Here is a 17,377-nt window from a genome sequence, read left to right as displayed (position 1 = left end):
TGGTAACGTACAACTTAATGGTGGAGCCAAGCGGGATCGAACCGCTGACCTCCTGCGTGCAAGGCAGGCGCTCTCCCAGCTGAGCTATGGCCCCATCGTATTACTTTTTCCGGGTAATTTTATACAGGACAAGGCATTTTATGGCGACGCATAGCCTGCTATGCGAGTCATAAAATAACGCCGTACTGGATAAAATTGGTGGGTCTGGGCAGACTTGAACTGCCGACCTCACCCTTATCAGGGGTGCGCTCTAACCAACTGAGCTACAGACCCGGGCATTCAACTATCATCGGGCACCATGAACCTGTTAGCCGACCTCACCCTGCTTTCCATTTAAGGTCAGGGGGTGCGTTCTAACCAACTAAGCCACAGACCCTTGTGACAGCTAAACTAGCTACCGTTTGCTCTATTATCTGATCAGGTAATTCATTGTGAGCGCTTACCGCGAGGGATGATGCATCGTTTAAGGAGGTGATCCAGCCGCAGGTTCCCCTACGGCTACCTTGTTACGACTTCACCCCAGTCATGAACCACACCGTGGTGATCGCTTTCCCGAAGGTTAAGCTAACCACTTCTGGTGCAGTCCACTCCCATGGTGTGACGGGCGGTGTGTACAAGGCCCGGGAACGTATTCACCGTGACATTCTGATTCACGATTACTAGCGATTCCGACTTCACGGAGTCGAGTTGCAGACTCCGATCCGGACTGAGACCGGCTTTTCGGGATTAGCTGACTCTCGCGAGCTCGCAACCCTTTGTACCGGCCATTGTAGCACGTGTGTAGCCCTACTCGTAAGGGCCATGATGACTTGACGTCGTCCCCACCTTCCTCCGGTTTGTCACCGGCAGTCTCCTTAGAGTTCCCGGCATTACCCGCTGGCAAATAAGGACAAGGGTTGCGCTCGTTACGGGACTTAACCCAACATTTCACAACACGAGCTGACGACAGCCATGCAGCACCTGTCTCTGCGTTCCCGAAGGCACCAAGTGATCTCTCACAAGTTCGCAGGATGTCAAGAGTAGGTAAGGTTCTTCGCGTTGCATCGAATTAAACCACATGCTCCACCGCTTGTGCGGGCCCCCGTCAATTCATTTGAGTTTTAACCTTGCGGCCGTACTCCCCAGGCGGTCGACTTATCGCGTTAACTTCGCCACAAAGTGCGCTAGGCACCCAACGGCTGGTCGACATCGTTTACGGCGTGGACTACCAGGGTATCTAATCCTGTTTGCTACCCACGCTTTCGCACCTCAGTGTCAGTGTCAGTCCAGAAGGCCGCCTTCGCCACTGGTATTCCTCCCGATCTCTACGCATTTCACCGCTACACCGGGAATTCTACCTTCCTCTCCTGCACTCTAGCTTGACAGTTCCGGATGCCGTTCCCAGGTTGAGCCCGGGGCTTTCACAACCGGCTTATCAAGCCACCTACGCGCGCTTTACGCCCAGTAATTCCGATTAACGCTTGCACCCTCCGTATTACCGCGGCTGCTGGCACGGAGTTAGCCGGTGCTTCTTCTGCGAGTGATGTCTTTCCTAATGGGTATTAACCACTAGGCGTTCTTCCTCGCTGAAAGTGCTTTACAACCCGAGGGCCTTCTTCACACACGCGGCATGGCTGGATCAGGCTTTCGCCCATTGTCCAATATTCCCCACTGCTGCCTCCCGTAGGAGTTCGGGCCGTGTCTCAGTCCCGATGTGGCTGATCATCCTCTCAGACCAGCTACGGATCGTTGCCTTGGTGAGCCATTACCTCACCAACTAGCTAATCCGACATAGGCTCATCCAATAGCGAGAGCCGAAGCCCCCTTTCTCCCGTAGGACGTATGCGGTATTAGCCTGGGTTTCCCCAGGTTATCCCCCACTATCGGGCAGATTCCTATGCATTACTCACCCGTCCGCCGCTCGTCAGCGGGTAGCAAGCTACCCCTGTTACCGCTCGACTTGCATGTGTTAGGCCTGCCGCCAGCGTTCAATCTGAGCCATGATCAAACTCTTCAGTTTAAAATCATTGTGATGCTTACTCGCCACCCAAAGGCAACAAAAGCGCATCAAACTTGGCTCAAGGTTCAAACGAATTCATTCAACTATTGTTTAAAAACTTACGTTTAAAAACTGTCGTTCTCATGACCGCTTGCCTTGATATTTGGTGATTTATCACCCTCATCGGCAAGCGCCCACATGAATTACCTGATCAAATTATTAAAGAGCTATCGAATGGCGCTGCCGTTCGATGTGGGGCGTATTCTACTCATTTCTATTTATTCGTCAACACTTTTTTATCTTGTTTGATAGCCACCTAGAAAGAAGACAGGCGACTACTTAAGAAGACAGTTTGTCTAGTAGGAACTTCACTACGGGTAGCTACCAATCCTATGCTGGCCGACGGTGAAATAGGGAGCGATTTACATAAGCCATTATCAACACAAGGTCGGCGGTTCTTTCATACCAACTCAAGACGTTGCAAAAGCTCTTGGCGACGTGGCTCATCAACAAAAGCTTCTTCAATTGCATTACGGTTCAGCATGCGAAAGACCTCAGCATCCCAGCCAAATGCTTCAGCACAGGCAACATGATTTGTCAGCAACCCACCGCCAAAATAAGCCGGGTCGTCTGAGCTAATTGTCACCTTGAGGTTTTCTTTCAATAACTGGGGAAGAGGGTGATCTCGAAGATCATCAACCACTTTCAAACTGACATTAGACAGCGGGCAAACCGTTAGTACGATTTGACGCTCTCTCAGCCGTTTAACCACTGCGTCACTTTCGAGGCAGCGAACCCCATGGTCAATTCGCTGAACATCGAGAAGATCCAGTGCTTCAGCAATATATTCAGCAGGCCCTTCTTCTCCTGCATGGGCAACACGCACCAAGCCAAGTTCTTTGGCTCGCGCAAACAGTGCCTGGAACTTTACCGGGGGATTATCACGCTCTGCGCTGTCTAAACCAATCGCATCTAAAAACTTCCAGTATGGAGCAGCGTTTTCGAGCACGCTGAGCGCTTCTTCAGCCGGACGATCACGCAAAAAAGCCATAATCATACCAACAGACAGATCAAGCGTTGCCTCTGCTTCTTCTTTCGCACGAAGCAATCCCGCCATCACAACCTCAAGAGGGATGCCACGCTGGAGATGGGCCTGAGGGTCAAAATGCATATCAATGTGCACGACCCCTTCCCCACGAGCACGCTGGAAATAATCCATCGCCAAGTCATAAAAATCCTGCTCTGTGCGCAGCACATTCATGCCTTGATAATAAAGATTTAGGAACCCCTGTAGGTCATCGAACTCGTAAGCTGCTTTTGCCTCTTTAACCGTCGCATATGGAAGCTCAATACCATTTCGCTTGGCAAGTTCAAACATTAACTCAGGCTCTAGCGAGCCTTCGATATGCAAATGAAGCTCTACCTTAGGCAGCTGAAGAAGAAATTCATGCATACGAAACTCCTGTCATTAGGGTAAATTATTTCCAACATTATCAAGAGTATCCGTATTTAACTTTCCCCCAGCAAGTCGCCAGTGATAGTTAACGCCAGGCAGCAACGACGGGCATTCTACTTGGTGAATAAAATAGATCGCTGTTCGACCAGTGAGCCAATGGTCAAGGGACTTAGCAATATGCATTGCGGTGAACGCATCCACACCGGCAAAGGGTTCGTCTAAAAGCACTACGGCTGGATCACGCAAGAAAATACGAGCCAATGCCACTCTTCGTGCCTGCCCTCCTGAGAGCTGCTGCCCCATTTCGCCGACTTGAGTCATAAGCTGATTTGGTTGCTGCTTTGCCCAATCTTTTAGGGCAACTTGAGAGAGAGCTTCCCACAGTTGATCATCGCTTGCCTCAGGGTTCGCGATACGCAGATTCGCCGCTAACGATCCATCAAAAAGATCAACCTGCTGCGTGAGCAAAGCAAAATGCTTGGCACGGCTTTCCACAGTAACGTTAGAAGGCGCACAGCTGGCAACGTAAACCTGCCCCTCTGAAGGCGATATTCTACCCATAATAAGGTTAGCCAACGTTGACTTGCCTGCCCCTGAGACACCTGTCACTACTGCTCGCTCTCCGGCAGGCAAGGTAAATGTAGTGTCAAACAGCACCGAATAGGCTGTATCGGGATAACGAAAAGAAACATTATTAAACGCCACTGGATGCCCGCGAGAAGCATCAGGCAAAGCCAACCACGGCGCCTCAGTCATTATGCTACTTAGCGCATTTAGTCGCCGAGCAGCGCCATAGCTAGCACCGACTTTTAGAAAGGCGTTAGGCAGCGTAGTGAATACTTCATTTATACCCAGCACAGCGATAACCGCCATAACCATGATAGGCCCCGCCACGTGGCCGGCCTCTACAATGAAGCTGCCCAGCCATAATACGCCCACCAACAATACGCCGGTCACCGCCAATACTAACGCGTTGCCAATGGCCGACTTATAAGCAAGCTGACGCTGATTACTTAGCGCTTGGTCTTCGTGTTGATTAATCCGTGTACGGTACCAAGGGTTGGTTTGGTAACTCATTAGCTCAGCCGACGCTTGTACTTGATCAAGCACTAGACGACGCAACTCTTCTTGGTCGTTAACTTGCTGGTGGCTGTTACTAAACCCCAACCACGCATAACCAAGCGTCACTACAAGCCATAGCACGCTCAATACAGCGGCTATCAAACCACCCAACACTGGCACCCAAATAGCGATAAAGCCAGATACCACAAGGATGCTCAACAGCCCAACTAACGGAGGGATAAGCAATCGTAGATACAGGTTGTCAAGCGTATCAATATCCGACGTTAAGCGACTTAGCCATTCACTCGCGCGGCGGCGCTTAAGCGTTGCTTCATCCAACCTTGTTAAATCGCCAAATACGCGGTAGCGCAAATCAGCGAGCAATGTCAGTACGGTATTGTGGTTATAAAGACGCTCCGCGTAACGCGCCACCGTTCGCAGCAGTGCAAAAAAACGAATACCGCCACCGGGAACATAAATATCTAAAGTAACGGGCAACCCAGCTGCCAACGCGATGCCAGCCAATGCACAGACGGTAATAAACCAACCCGAAAGCCCTAACAGTGCAAGACCTGCCAGAAGCGTCACCAACGCTAATAATGCCCCCATAAAAAAGCGCTGACGACGACGCAGCATGATGAGCAGCCACGGTTTCATATCGCGATAAAACTGCTTCATACCGTCGCCTCAATAAGCTGACCGGCTTTACAGGTAAAATGACGATTAGCAACGGCTACCAGCGCAGGGTGGTGCGTTGCAATAACTAGCGTACGGCCTTCCTTTGCCCAATCTAACAGTGCCTGAATGACAGCCTTCTCAGTAATAGAATCAAGACTAGCCGTTGGCTCATCTAACAAAACCAGTTGCGCCTCGCTAAGGTAGACACGCGCCAGCGTAAGACGCTGTGCTTGCCCCCCGGAGAGCCCGACACCACGCTCGCCTACCAGGCTTTCCAGACCATTTGCTAGCTGGGATAACAACTCACCGAGCCCTGCCCGTTGCAGTGCTCGCACCATTGACGCTTGATCAGCCTCAGGAGCGGCTAAGCGCAAGTTATCGGCAAGACTGCCCTGAATAATGCAAGGCGTTTGATCCAGCCACGCGACCTGACCACTGTGACGATAGCGGCACTCACCGCTGCTAGGCATCATAAAACCAGCCATTAAGGCTAGGATGGATGATTTGCCGCTACCTGATTCACCAGTGATAGCAACCACGTCACCGCATCGGATGGTGGCGTTCAGGTTAGACAAGACCGTGGCACGCCCCTCATATCCAACACCAGCCCCGCAAAACTCAATAACTGTATTCTCTGAATGAGGCACTGACGTGGCTGAAGGGACCAGATCTGGCTCGTTAAGTATTGCCACGATACTTTCAGCCGCCCCTAATGCTGCTGCGCGGTCATGATAGTGCTGGGATAGCGTTCGTAGAGGCTGAAAAAACTCGGGTGCCAGCAATAAAACGGCTAGCCCAGTGAAGAGAGTTAGAGAGGAAGATGGTCCATAGTCGATATAACCAAGCAGACCAAAACCGACATACATGGCCACAACCGCAATCGCCACGGATGCAAAAAACTCAAGTACCGCTGATGATAGGAACGCTAGACGCAGCGTGCGCATACTTAGTCGTCGGTAGTCATCGGTGGCATACCAAACATCTTTTTGTGCTGACTTGGTATGGCCAAACAGCTGGAGCGTCGTCATCCCTCTGACTCGATCTACAAAGTGGGCCGACAAACGCGACACAGCCATGAATTGATCACGATTCAAACGCTCAGCGCCCATACCTACCAACGCCATAAAAAGCGGGATAAGCGGTGCAGAAAGCAACAAAAAGATGGCCACAAGGTAGTCCAGCCATCCAACAATGCAAAGGATAAGTAACGGTAAGGCGACGACAATCCTCATCTGAGGATAAAAACGCGCGAAATAACCGTCCAACGCGTCAATATGCTCTACCGCCTGAGTCGCTATCGCCCCACTCTGTTGGCGAGTAAGCCAAACGGGCCCAAGCGTCGCCACCTTATTTAGCAATGCCTCTCGCGCATGCTGGCGAATACGAAGACTTGCCTCTGCACTACTGGCTTCTTGCATTGCTTGAAGCAGTGAGCGAAGTAGTACCACTGACATCAATCCCAGAAAAAAAACGGTCAGTGATGCCGGTGAGCGACCATGAATGACAAGCTGATCAATAGCCCATGCCAGCCCCACCACTAATAAAACCGTAAGTCCCCCTGCAAGCACGCCACATATCGCTGCTAGCGTGAGCTTTTTGCGTTCACGCCGAGCAAGCGATTTCAACCACGAGCGTGAAGTTAAGGGTATTATCTGACCGGATTGAGAGGTGGCCATAAGATTAGTGGCACTCCTCACTTGATGGTCGCGCCTTGCCAATGGGTACATTCAAGCCAAAGACAACCGCAAACACCTTTGTCCAAAATAGCGAAAGACGATACTACGAAGGCAAGCTGAATCCACGACAGCACGAGGGGGTCAAGCTCCATCACACTCTCCTAAGACTTGGATTAGTATCCCACTGCTGGGTCACACAAGCTTAGTTAAGCCTCACTGGTGCTGCACTTTAGCAATAAGCGCATGCGCTCTAGGCACGATGCAGCAACACAGCAACCAAGCCTGATATTCGAATGTGTTGTAATTTGACGTTGTAACAAACGTTATACACTACTAATCCTGCTGCCAAACTGTGTCGCATTGACGCAGTTAGGACATCACTACAAGGCTAACCATATAGCCAGTGTAAGCAATGAACATAGAGAACAGCACGCCACCCTCGATACGGTTTATACGCCGCGGGCGCCCCCGCCAAGAGAAAGCAAAGAACACCATCATGAGGGTCATAAAGGTCATGACGCTCCAATCACGAATTAGCACCTCGCGCCCCACTTCAATTGGCGTAATGACGCCGGCAAGACCTACCACAGCCAAGCTGTTAAATAGGTTAGAGCCTACGACATTACCCAGCACCATATCATGCTCTTTGCGCCGCAAAGCGCTGATAGAGGAAGCAAGTTCTGGTAAGGACGTTCCTATTGCTACAACGGTTAGCCCAATAATTAAGTCGCTCACCCCAAAGGCTACCGCTATTTCAACCGCCCCCCACACTAAGATGCGCGAGCTAGCAATCAACAACACCAGACCAACTAACGTCCACATAAGCGCCTTGCCACGAGACATGGGCTTACTATCCAGCGCTTCTGACACTTCACCCACTAGCGGGTCGTCTTGCTGCCCTCGTGAACGAACAATACTAACCCCAATAAAGAGCGCCAATGCGCCTAGCAGTAAGACGGCTTCCGCCCGAGAAATCCAACCGTCATAAAGCATATAACCCGTCAGAAGCATGACACCGATCAACAGCGGCATCTCCTTACGGATCACACCAGAATGCACTGCTAAAGGAGCGAGCAACGCGACAAAACCTAAAACAAGGCCAATATTAGCGATATTGGAACCATAGGCGTTACCTACCGCTAAGCCAGGATTTCCTTGCATGGCCGCCAACACTGACACCATCATTTCTGGTGCAGAGGTGCCAAAACCAATAACCAGCATGCCAATTAATAGAGGCGATAGTCCTAACCACCTAGAGGTAGCTGCAGCACCATCGATAAATTTCTCGGCGCTCCATACAAGAAGCACCAATCCCAAAACTACCGCCAAAAAAGGGAGCAACATTATTTCATTTCCTTAATTTCGTAATGTTAGGCACTATCATTAGGCACCATTGCCGAGGCATCCTTGTCTAACTAGTTAGTTAGGTCAAGTGCTGTTTTGGCAGAGCGAAGATAAATCTCGATTTGACAGTAGTATCTGCCCGCCGTACTAATTTGGATTCCTCAACGTATTGAGAATTAGCAGTTGCCTCATTTTCAGTTTATCAAACGACCTTCTTTGCGGGTGAACTCACCACAGGTCGACTGCCACCCTCCTGAAGCACGTGCCCAGCGTAGACGCCTACGCGCCTGTCATGAGTGTGACTGGGTGTCTGCACTCCCTCCACTCGGCTCTGGAGAGAAAGCATCCTGCCCACGCTGTTCACATGTACTGGTAAAGCGGCATCGCTATCCTGCTCAGAGAAGCATGGCGCTAGCGCTTTCATCCTTGATAGCGCTACTTGCAGCAGTGTCATTTCCGTTTGTTAGCTTTAGCATCAGCGGCATTGGTAATCGTATAGAGCTTTCACAGACTGCCACTACGCTCATCGCGTTTCATCAGCCTGTTGTCGCTATCGCTGTCATTATGACCATTGTTGTGCTGCCCGCTATTTATCTAATTGGCGTGATCTGGCTTCAGTTTGGTTTACTTCGCGGTCATCCAATGCCATTTAGTCATGATATCGCTCGTTCACTAGCGAGGCTTACCCCATGGATGATGGCGGATGTCTTCATCGTTGGGGCACTGGTGAGTTTGATAAAAATAGCGGGCATGGCACACGTTGAATTAGGCATCTCCTTCTGGGCGTTCAGCGCGTTTGCCGTCCTTTTACTGTTAACAACACAATCCATTGATTCAGATTGGATGTGGTTCTCTTTAGAGAAAGAACCTCTCGCGCCAGAAGGCACTCTCACAGGAACGACTGCGGCAAGCCAAGGGGTAACCGGCTGCCCAACTTGCGGCCTAATTAATCGCCTTAATGAGCATGGCAAGGGGCGCTGTCTGCGCTGCCAAGAAAAGCTCCACCCACGATTACCCCACAGCTTACAACGCACCTGGGCACTGCTTTTTGCAGCAGCGGTGATGTATATCCCTGCCAATGTATACCCTATTATGATCACTACCAGCTTAGGGCACTCATCACCCTCAACGATCATCGGTGGGGTTGTTCAACTGATCCAAATGGGCTCCTGGCCCGTGGCCGTGGTTATCTTTGTGGCGAGTGTTATTGTTCCCGTTGGTAAGCTGGTCGCACTGGTTTGGCTGTGTATGGTCATAAAGCATAGCAACGAGCTCAACGCACAAAGCCGAACTCGACTTTATCGGCTAACTGAATTTATAGGCCGATGGTCCATGGTTGATGTATTTGTAGTTGCCATATTAGTTGCTCTAATTCGCGCTGGGTCGTTAATGTCAATTACACCAGGGCCGGCTGCGCTCGCGTTTGCTGCCGTCGTTGTGCTCACAATGTTAGCAGCCATGACGTTTGATCCGCGCTTAATTTGGGACACTCCGCCCCCTCGCTCTACACGCCGTAACACGGCCACCAAGGAAACTGTTGATGGCTAATGATTCAACACCAAAGAAAGCCGATACCAACGACAGCAACGATTTACATCGTGCGAAGTCATCACCGCAAACACGGCTCTCTCCGATTTGGATCGTGCCAATCGTTGCTGTTGTGATTGGACTGTGGCTCGCCTACGACAACTACGCCAGCCGAGGCACGCTCGTTACACTAACGATGGACAGCGCGGAAGGTATCGAAGCGGGCAGCACGCTTATTCGCAGCCGCAATGTTGAAATAGGCAGAGTCCAAAACGTTCGCTTATCTGATGACCTTTCCCACGCCGTCATGACCGCCCGCATCCAACCAGAAGCGGAAGCGATGCTTAGGGAAGATAGCCGATTCTGGGTGGTAAAGCCGCGCATTGGCCGTGAGGGTATTAGCGGGCTGGGCACGGTATTGTCGGGTGCCTATATTCAGCTAGAGGCAGGTCAGTCTGATGAACCTGAGCGCGAGTTTACGGTAAGTGATACACCACCGGTTGCGCCAGCTGGGCAGGCTGGTTTGCAAATCAGCTTAGTCAGTCAACTGGGCAACTCACTACGTATAGGCGACCCTGTTTCTTATCAGGGCTATACCGTAGGACGAGTTGAAGACACTCGGTTTGACGCGGAATCTCGCACCATGCACCACCAAGTATTTATTGAAGAACCCTACGGCCAGTTGGTAACGGATAGCACTCGATTTTGGACATCGAGCGGTGTTGATTTCCAACTAGATGCCGATGGTGTACGTGTCAACGTGGAGTCTCTTGAAGCATTACTGGGAGGCGGCGTTACATTTGGTGTACCAGAAGACTTGCCCATGGGGCAACCCGTAGAGCCCAATGCACGCTTTAATCTCTATGCGGATGAAAATACTGCCCGGGAAGGAACCTTCAATCAGTATTTAGAGTACGTGCTATTGGTTGATGATACCGTTCGCGGGTTATCGAAAGGTGCGCCCGTCGAATTTCGCGGCGTAAGAATCGGCACTGTTGCATCGGTGCCCTGGAATTTTACTGCTCCACAGCCCGACTCACGTTCTCAGTTTGCCATCCCGGTGCTGATTCGAATCGAGCCTCAGCGCTTGGGCATTGAGAATGCCGACATTGATATAGAGCAGTGGGACTCGCGCTTTAAGCGCCTCTTCGGCTTAGGGCTGCGTGCATCACTCAAAAATGGCAGCCTATTAACGGGTGCACTTTTCGTTGATCTTAATTTTCAACGCGACTTGGCTGATGAATATGTCGCCGAAACGTTCTCAGAGCGAACCGTATTCCCTACCGTCGCTGGTGGCTTTGCACAGATCCAAGCGCAGGTAACCAGCCTGCTTGAGAAATTAAACGCGCTTGAAGTTGAGCCATTACTTGCAGGTTTAGACCGAAACTTACAAGCATCTGAAAGTATGCTCAACGAAATACGCCAAGTAAGCACCTCCATCAACCAGTTGCTGAATGACCCCGACACTCAGGCAATCGGCGGAAACGTAAATGCAACTCTTGAAGAGCTACGTAGCACCTTGCAAGGTGTATCGCCATCATCGCCAGCCTATCAAGATTTAACAACGGCTATTCAACGGCTGGATCGATTAATGCGCGACTTACAACCACTTACTCGCACATTAAATGAAAACCCAAGAGCGCTCTTATTCGACAACCTGGATACTCAAGATCCCGTGCCTCGCGCACCACGCTAAGAAGGAGCTTACTATGCGCTATAAGGCAATCCGCTATTTATCACTATTTGGCCTTTGCATACTGCTAAGTGCTTGTGCCAGCAGTGTCACACCGCCCTCTCGTTACATGCTACCAAGCGAAAATGCAGTAAGTTCGCCAAACCAGCCGATTGGCACACTGCAGGTGCGATCACCACGTTTAGCACATTATCTGGATGTAGACGGTATCGTCATGCAGCTTGATGACATCACCCTAAATGAAGCCCGCGAACACCAATGGGCTGAAAGTATTGGACGCCAATTAGAACGTGCATTGCGTGCTCAGCTATCCCAAGAGCTCACGTCCATCCAGGTCGTTCATGCTGATGGCAATGCACCTGAAGCGCTCACATTACTACTTGAAGTTGATCAATTTCAGGGGCGGCACGACGGGCGAGCGGTCACCAGTGGTCAATGGCAGTTACGCGGTGAAGATAACAACCTACTTGCGCTAAAAAGTTTTTCTGCAGAGACCGAGCTCCAGCAGGACGGCTACCCTGCTCTCGTTCGCTCGCTTGGCGAAAGCTGGGACAAGGTGGCCCTGCAAATCGCCAACGAGATCCGCAAAGGAAATTATTTTCAGATGTGACATCAGTAAGGCATCCAACCTCTAGGTTAAACGCTGAAATGAAGTATCCATGATATACTAAAGGAGTCATCTTTCAGCATTACCACGTCACCCCCGATTCAAGCCAATGTCTATTTCACCGTCTTGATCGGCAAAAAAATGACCATCGCGGCAGCGTGCTTTATCTGGCAAACTTCGCTGCCGCGAAGGTGTACCATCCTCGCTTTTTGAACATTACGCTCAGTAACGACGGCGCCAAGCGACGTCACTTACTAAGCGATTGCGGAGAACGCATGAGCTTTTCTGAACTTGGTCTGCACGACGATTTACTACGCGCGGTTACCGCGCAGGGCTATACGCAGCCTACCCCTATTCAACAAAAAGCTATCCCCGTTGTACTTGAAGGTCGCGACATGCTCGCCAGTGCACAAACTGGCACAGGCAAAACCGCCGGCTTTACGTTGCCCATGTTACAGCGGTTAGCGAATGGCAAACGTCCTGGCAAACGCCAAGTACGCGCGTTAGTGCTCACGCCTACGCGCGAGCTTGCTGCCCAGGTAGGCGAAAGCGTAACCGCTTACGGCAAGCACCTCTCTTTACGCTCGCATATTATTTTCGGCGGTGTTGGCCAACAGCCACAAGTGGATGCACTCAAAGCGGGACTTGATGTGCTGGTGGCCACGCCAGGTCGGCTACTAGATTTGCATCAACAAGGCCATGTCGATCTATCGGCCGTCGAAATCCTGGTGCTCGACGAAGCTGATCGTATGCTCGACATGGGATTCATCCATGATATCAAGCGTCTATTGCGTTTAGTGCCGAAACAGCGTCAAAACCTGCTGTTCTCTGCAACATTCTCCAACGACATACAGTTATTGGCGCAACAGCTGCTCAACAACCCAGCATTAATAGAAGTCGCACCTCGCAACACGACTGCTGAAAAAATTGAGCAAACCATTTATCGAGTAGATCGTGATAAAAAACGCGAGCTGCTGGCCCATTTAATTCAGCAGCATGGCTGGTTTCAGGTACTCGTTTTCACACGCACCAAACATGGCGCGAACCGCTTAGCAGAGCAGCTTTCTAAGCAGGACATACCCGCCATGGCCATCCATGGCAATAAGAGCCAAGGGGCTAGAACACGTGCACTAGGTGCTTTCAAAAGCGGTGATTTGCAGGTACTTGTCGCCACTGATATTGCCGCTCGCGGGCTAGATATCAACGAACTTCCTCATGTCGTTAATTTCGACTTACCCAATGTGGCAGAGGATTATGTTCACCGCATTGGACGCACCGGCCGTGCGGGCAGCGATGGCGAAGCAGTTTCGCTCGTATGTGTCGACGAACACGGCTTGCTGAGTGGGATTGAGCGTCTTATCAAGCAGAACCTGCCTAAACGTATCGAACCTGGTTTTGAACCTGACCCCAACGCCAAGCCCGAGCCGATTGAAAATGGTCGCCGTGGTCAGAAACAGCCTCGCGCCAAGCGCAAACCGGAAGGACAAGCAGCCAATACAGGCGGTGAACGTCGTCGTCGCGCCCGTCGCTAGCCCTTAGCTTAGGAATATGCGAAGGTTAGCGCTTCGCATATTCCGCTGGCACAGCTTAACTTATTCATGGAGTGATTATGGCGTCGTCTCAACTTATTAACGATTACCGCCAGTGGCTTACCTTCCAACGTCAGGAGCAACTAAGCCGTGAGCACCAAGGTATTTCACAGCGGCTAGAAGATGCCCGAGCATCGGCTGGGCAAGTGCTGCAGGCGTATCGCAGCATGGCTGAAAAAGCCTCTACAGAGGGCGCTTGTTATCGCACACTTTTCTTACGTGAACGTAATAATAACGAATCGCTTCCCTGTGAGGGGTGGTTATTTGTGCGACGGGTACTTAGCGAAGAGAGCAGCACGCGAGTACGGGTAACGCTACTTGAAACCTTTACACTGGAAGACGGTGTTATTACGCCGGGCGAGAAACCTGCACGTAAATTAACCCTCGAAATCTACGACAAGCTGAATATTGATAAGGGGATGCGTACCGAGGTGCGCGTAGACTGCTTAGACACGCAGCAAGACTATCATTTCATTACCCTGCTTGATGCGGTACGCGGCGACTTACGCCCCCACCTCAAGTAAATGTCAGCATGGCTTCTCGTCGCACATACACCTTTATTGTTCTGATGTTCGTAGTAGGGCTTAATTTACGCCCTGCTATGTCATCAGTTGCGCCGCTGCTTTCCCGACTGCAAGAAACTGCGGGGCTAAGCCCTGCATCAGCGGGCATTTTAACCACGTTACCCGTGCTTTTTTTAGGCTTGTCAGCCCCACTTGCTCCTCTACTGGCTAAACAGTTGGGCAGTGAACGGGCCCTGAGCAGTGCACTGCTTTTATTAACCTGCGGCTTAATCTTAAGAGGCATGCCAGTGCCTGGGGCACTTTTTATTGGCTCAGCAATGGCAGGCAGCGCGATTGGCCTTAGCGGCACCCTTCTACCAGCGCTTGTTAAACGCGAGCTGCCCCATAGCGCCGATCTTCTGACTGGTTTATACACCATGGCGTTATGTTTCGGCGGTGCTTTAGGCGCTGGTCTTAGTGTTCCGCTGATGCAATGGCTAGGCAGCTGGCAGTTGAGTCTAATGAGCTGGTCACTATTAGCATTAGTAGCCCTGGCACTCTGGGTGATCAACATGCCAACGGCTCAACACACCCCACTCAAGCCAAGAAACTCTTCTTCGCTCGCCCAATTAATGCGTAAGCCACTTACGTGGCATGTCATGCTGTTCATGGGCATTCAGTCTTCCATGGCTTACATTGTGTTTGGCTGGCTGCCCACCTTATTGGTCTACAGAGGCTATGATGAAGCTGCGGCCGGCTGGACAATGGCCATCTCAATCATGTGTCAGCTAGTTTCAGCGCTGGGCGCACCTTGGCTAGCCCGCTTAACTCACGATCAACGCCCTGCCTTACTGCTAGTCCTTTTTAGCACCGCACTAGGGCTTTGGATGTTGCTTATTGCGCCACTAGCCTGGAAGTGGCCCGGCGCGATACTTCTTGGTATTGGCCAAGGCGGCAGCTTCAGCTTAGCACTCAGCCTATTGGTGTTACGAACGGCTAACTCGCGTCTCGCGGGGCAGCTTTCTGGCTTAGTACAGGGTGGCGGCTATACGTTGGCAGCGATAGGCCCTTTTGGGGTTGGCCTGATGCTGCAAGCCGGAGCAGAGTTAGCCCACATAGCATGGCTGCTTATACTGCTAATTATTATTTGTTGCGGATTCGCCTTATTGGCTGGGCGTAACCGCCAATTAGACGATCATAGTGGTGAGTTGTTAGTACATCGCGGCTAGCAGTCGTACATGGCAATACCTGCCTCAGTTTGCAGAGCCTGTTTCAATAGCATACTGAGCCACGGACACTTATTAGACACAAGCACTTAGACACACTTACTTAGATGCTACGATTGAGAAACACCCCTTTAGATTCGCCCAATTCAGGAAACGGCTATGAGCATCACTTCCCCCCTGGCAAACGCCGCCCCCACTCAAGAACGTGTACTGGTCATCTATACTGGCGGCACCATTGGCATGCAGCCAAATGTAAAGGGACTAGCCCCAGGGGGGAATTTTCAAGATCGCATGGCAGACGCACTAAGCCAGCTTCCGATACTGCACCAACATGCCCTTCCCGCTTATGACGTGCTTAGTTATGCATCATTGATCGACTCAAGTGCAGCGACACCGCTGACTTGGCAACAGATTGCCAATGATATTGCTGCCCACTTAGCCAACTACCGTGGATTTGTCGTTATCCATGGCACGGATACCCTAAGCTGGACCGCGTCGAGTCTTGCCTACCAACTACAGGGGATTGACCGCCCGGTTGTGTTAACAGGCTCTATGCATCCTCTTGAAATGATTGATAGCGATGCGATCGGCAACCTTTACGGAGCATTAAGGTTTGCTGCAAACGTTGAGTTACAAGAGGTGGCGATCTACTTTTCAAATCGCCTTCTGAGGGGCTCACGAGCGATTAAACAGCACACGGAATCCTTAGATGCATTTATCTCACCAAGCTATCCCTGTATCGGTGAACGCGTTGGCGAAGACTTCATTTATTACCCAAGTAGAGGTTTAGGGTTTCAGCAACGCGGCGCGCCCCGCTTTGAGCTTTCAGACTATCAAGCCGTCTCCGATGGCGCCGTTATCAGACTAGCATTGTGGCCCGGCATATCACCTTGGCAACTGGAAGCCCTGCTTGGTGATTCACGCGTTAAGGGGGCTCTACTGCAGCTTTGGGGAGCAGGTAATATACCCAACGACCCTGCAATTATTGATGTCATTGCTAACGCCAGTGGCGAAGGAAAACTGCTGGCCGCGATTAGCCAGTGCCCCCAGGGCAGCATTCATATGGGCGAGTACGCAGCGGGCCATGGCCTAGCTGAAGCGGGCTTACTGTCTGGAGATAACATGACGCCGGAAGCCGCTTTCACCAAACTTGTTCACCTATTGGCTCAACCCCTTTCCATGGACATTCGACGCCAGCGATTTTTAACGCCACTTGTCGGCGAGCGCTAAACACCGCACGTCGATCAATTCGCACTGGCGTAGTCACTTATACACGCTATGTTTAAACATACGCTAACAACCAAAAGGAAAGCAGCGTATGGAACAGCCTGTACACTATTTTAGCGAGCTATTTGAACAACTCGGGCTACGCTCGGATGCAGAGTCCATCGAGCACTTTATTCAACGCCACTCCCCCCTTCCCAAAGAAATGCCGCTCGCAGAGGCTCCCTGCTGGAACGAAGGTCAAGCTGATTTTCTTCGTGAGGCCGTAGAAGATGATGCCGACTGGGCCGAAGTTGTCGACCACCTTGATGCCTCGATGCATAAACGAGCTTGATTGCTGTTGAACACCTCTTTGCGCGCCGCTCACTAACGGCGCCAATGTAGCCATTAACTGTTGAGGCGAGCTTCAACGCGCTCAAGAATTTGCCTACTCACTTTTCCCACTAATGGCTTTGCAGCACGGTTCACCGCTTTTTCCATCAATCGATTACGGATTTCATAACTCAGCGTAAGCGATACCTCTGTCCCCTCCGGCACTTCACGCAATTGATAACGACCTTGGTTTTTAACGCCTTCCAATGATTCCCATGCCAGCACATAAGGTGGTTTGATCTCGGTTACTGCCACATCAAATGACCAATCCATACCCACCGCATGGACATGCCAGCGATAACGGTTATCGCCTAAGGTATCAATTGATCTAATGAGATCAGAATAATCAGCAAAATCTTCAACTCGACTCAGCAGTTCAAATACTCTTTCAGGCTGAGCATTAATAATTTCGCTATGTTCTATGGTGGCCATGGATTCATCC

13 protein-coding genes, 2 tRNA genes and 1 rRNA gene are annotated in these 17,377 nt (G+C 51.0%); 8 read left to right on the top strand and 8 right to left on the bottom strand.

From position 1 onward, the window contains the following. Positions 1-18: 18 nt before the first annotated feature. From NDQ72_09445 to NDQ72_09415, 7 genes are all read right to left on the bottom strand, one after another. Positions 19-94, bottom strand: a tRNA-Ala gene (locus NDQ72_09445). Between the two features lie 102 nt (positions 95-196). Then, positions 197-273: transfer RNA gene (locus tag NDQ72_09440), tRNA-Ile, on the bottom strand. 191 nt (positions 274-464) lie between these two features. Next, positions 465-1,999, bottom strand: a 16S ribosomal RNA gene (locus NDQ72_09435). Between the two features lie 439 nt (positions 2,000-2,438). Further along, positions 2,439-3,431: an adenosine deaminase gene (locus NDQ72_09430; protein ID WKD30143.1), complete on the bottom strand. Its 993-nt coding sequence runs from the start codon at positions 3,429-3,431 to the stop codon at positions 2,439-2,441. Positions 3,432-3,446: 15 nt separating this feature from the next. Beyond that, the gene (gene cydC, locus NDQ72_09425) at positions 3,447-5,174 is read right to left on the bottom strand and encodes a thiol reductant ABC exporter subunit CydC (GenBank protein ID WKD30142.1); all 1,728 of its coding nucleotides are present in this window, start codon (positions 5,172-5,174) and stop codon (positions 3,447-3,449) included. After that, positions 5,171-6,850, bottom strand: a complete 1,680-nt coding sequence (gene cydD / locus NDQ72_09420) for a thiol reductant ABC exporter subunit CydD (protein ID WKD30141.1) — start codon at positions 6,848-6,850, stop codon at positions 5,171-5,173. Before cydD ends, cydC begins: the two co-directional genes overlap by 4 nt. Positions 6,851-7,219: 369 nt before the next feature. Next, positions 7,220-8,194 (bottom strand): calcium/sodium antiporter, encoded by a 975-nt coding sequence (locus NDQ72_09415; GenBank protein ID WKD30140.1) that lies wholly within the window; start codon positions 8,192-8,194, stop codon positions 7,220-7,222. 222 nt (positions 8,195-8,416) lie between these two features. Here NDQ72_09415 and NDQ72_09410 point away from each other — a divergent pair, with 222 nt between their 5' ends. The 8 genes from NDQ72_09410 (at position 8,417) to NDQ72_09375 (ending at position 16,897) form a co-directional block, all read left to right on the top strand. Next, entirely contained in the window at positions 8,417-9,742 is a 1,326-nt protein-coding gene (locus tag NDQ72_09410) for a paraquat-inducible protein A (GenBank protein WKD30139.1), read from the top strand. Then, a complete protein-coding gene (gene pqiB / locus NDQ72_09405; protein ID WKD30138.1) occupies positions 9,735-11,417 on the top strand; it encodes an intermembrane transport protein PqiB in 1,683 nt (560 codons plus the stop codon). Before NDQ72_09410 ends, pqiB begins: the two co-directional genes overlap by 8 nt. Before the next feature lie 13 nt (positions 11,418-11,430). After that, on the top strand, positions 11,431-12,024 hold the full coding sequence (locus NDQ72_09400; GenBank protein ID WKD30137.1) for an ABC-type transport auxiliary lipoprotein family protein: 594 nt from the start codon (positions 11,431-11,433) through the stop codon (positions 12,022-12,024). A gap of 272 nt (positions 12,025-12,296) precedes the next feature. Next, on the top strand, positions 12,297-13,553 hold the full coding sequence (locus tag NDQ72_09395; GenBank protein ID WKD30136.1) for a DEAD/DEAH box helicase: 1,257 nt from the start codon (positions 12,297-12,299) through the stop codon (positions 13,551-13,553). A 77-nt stretch (positions 13,554-13,630) separates the two neighbouring features. After that, positions 13,631-14,134 carry a hypothetical protein gene (locus tag NDQ72_09390; GenBank protein WKD30135.1) on the top strand — a complete coding sequence of 168 codons (504 nt, stop codon included), beginning with the start codon at positions 13,631-13,633 and terminating at the stop codon, positions 14,132-14,134. A gap of 8 nt (positions 14,135-14,142) precedes the next feature. Then, positions 14,143-15,342 carry an MFS transporter gene (locus NDQ72_09385; GenBank protein WKD30134.1) on the top strand — a complete coding sequence of 400 codons (1,200 nt, stop codon included), beginning with the start codon at positions 14,143-14,145 and terminating at the stop codon, positions 15,340-15,342. Between the two features lie 156 nt (positions 15,343-15,498). Then, positions 15,499-16,569, top strand: coding sequence for an asparaginase (locus tag NDQ72_09380; protein WKD30133.1), 1,071 nt, complete (start codon positions 15,499-15,501; stop codon positions 16,567-16,569). A gap of 88 nt (positions 16,570-16,657) precedes the next feature. After that, positions 16,658-16,897, top strand: a complete 240-nt coding sequence (locus tag NDQ72_09375) for a DUF2789 domain-containing protein (protein ID WKD30132.1) — start codon at positions 16,658-16,660, stop codon at positions 16,895-16,897. A gap of 53 nt (positions 16,898-16,950) precedes the next feature. Here the strand turns inward: NDQ72_09375 and NDQ72_09370 are convergent, their stop codons facing one another. Next, on the bottom strand, positions 16,951-17,367 hold the full coding sequence (locus NDQ72_09370) for an SRPBCC family protein (protein WKD30131.1): 417 nt from the start codon (positions 17,365-17,367) through the stop codon (positions 16,951-16,953). Positions 17,368-17,377: the final 10 nt, after the last annotated feature.

The organism is Halomonas sp. KG2, assembly GCA_030440445.1.
Taxonomy (GTDB): domain Bacteria; phylum Pseudomonadota; class Gammaproteobacteria; order Pseudomonadales; family Halomonadaceae; genus Vreelandella.
This window is presented reverse-complemented; position numbering and strand designations above follow the sequence as displayed.

Coding starts and splice junctions, on each gene's coding strand:
- NDQ72_09385 (WKD30134.1), top strand. CDS start 14,143: ATGGCTTCTCGTCGCACATACACCTTTATTGTTCTGATGTTCGTAGTA.
- NDQ72_09380 (WKD30133.1), top strand. CDS start 15,499: ATGAGCATCACTTCCCCCCTGGCAAACGCCGCCCCCACTCAAGAACGT.
- pqiB (WKD30138.1), top strand. CDS start 9,735: ATGGCTAATGATTCAACACCAAAGAAAGCCGATACCAACGACAGCAAC.
- cydC (WKD30142.1), bottom strand. CDS start 5,174: ATGAAGCAGTTTTATCGCGATATGAAACCGTGGCTGCTCATCATGCTG.
- NDQ72_09395 (WKD30136.1), top strand. CDS start 12,297: ATGAGCTTTTCTGAACTTGGTCTGCACGACGATTTACTACGCGCGGTT.
- NDQ72_09430 (WKD30143.1), bottom strand. CDS start 3,431: ATGCATGAATTTCTTCTTCAGCTGCCTAAGGTAGAGCTTCATTTGCAT.
- NDQ72_09370 (WKD30131.1), bottom strand. CDS start 17,367: ATGGCCACCATAGAACATAGCGAAATTATTAATGCTCAGCCTGAAAGA.
- cydD (WKD30141.1), bottom strand. CDS start 6,850: ATGGCCACCTCTCAATCCGGTCAGATAATACCCTTAACTTCACGCTCG.
- NDQ72_09415 (WKD30140.1), bottom strand. CDS start 8,194: ATGTTGCTCCCTTTTTTGGCGGTAGTTTTGGGATTGGTGCTTCTTGTA.
- NDQ72_09375 (WKD30132.1), top strand. CDS start 16,658: ATGGAACAGCCTGTACACTATTTTAGCGAGCTATTTGAACAACTCGGG.
- NDQ72_09400 (WKD30137.1), top strand. CDS start 11,431: ATGCGCTATAAGGCAATCCGCTATTTATCACTATTTGGCCTTTGCATA.
- NDQ72_09390 (WKD30135.1), top strand. CDS start 13,631: ATGGCGTCGTCTCAACTTATTAACGATTACCGCCAGTGGCTTACCTTC.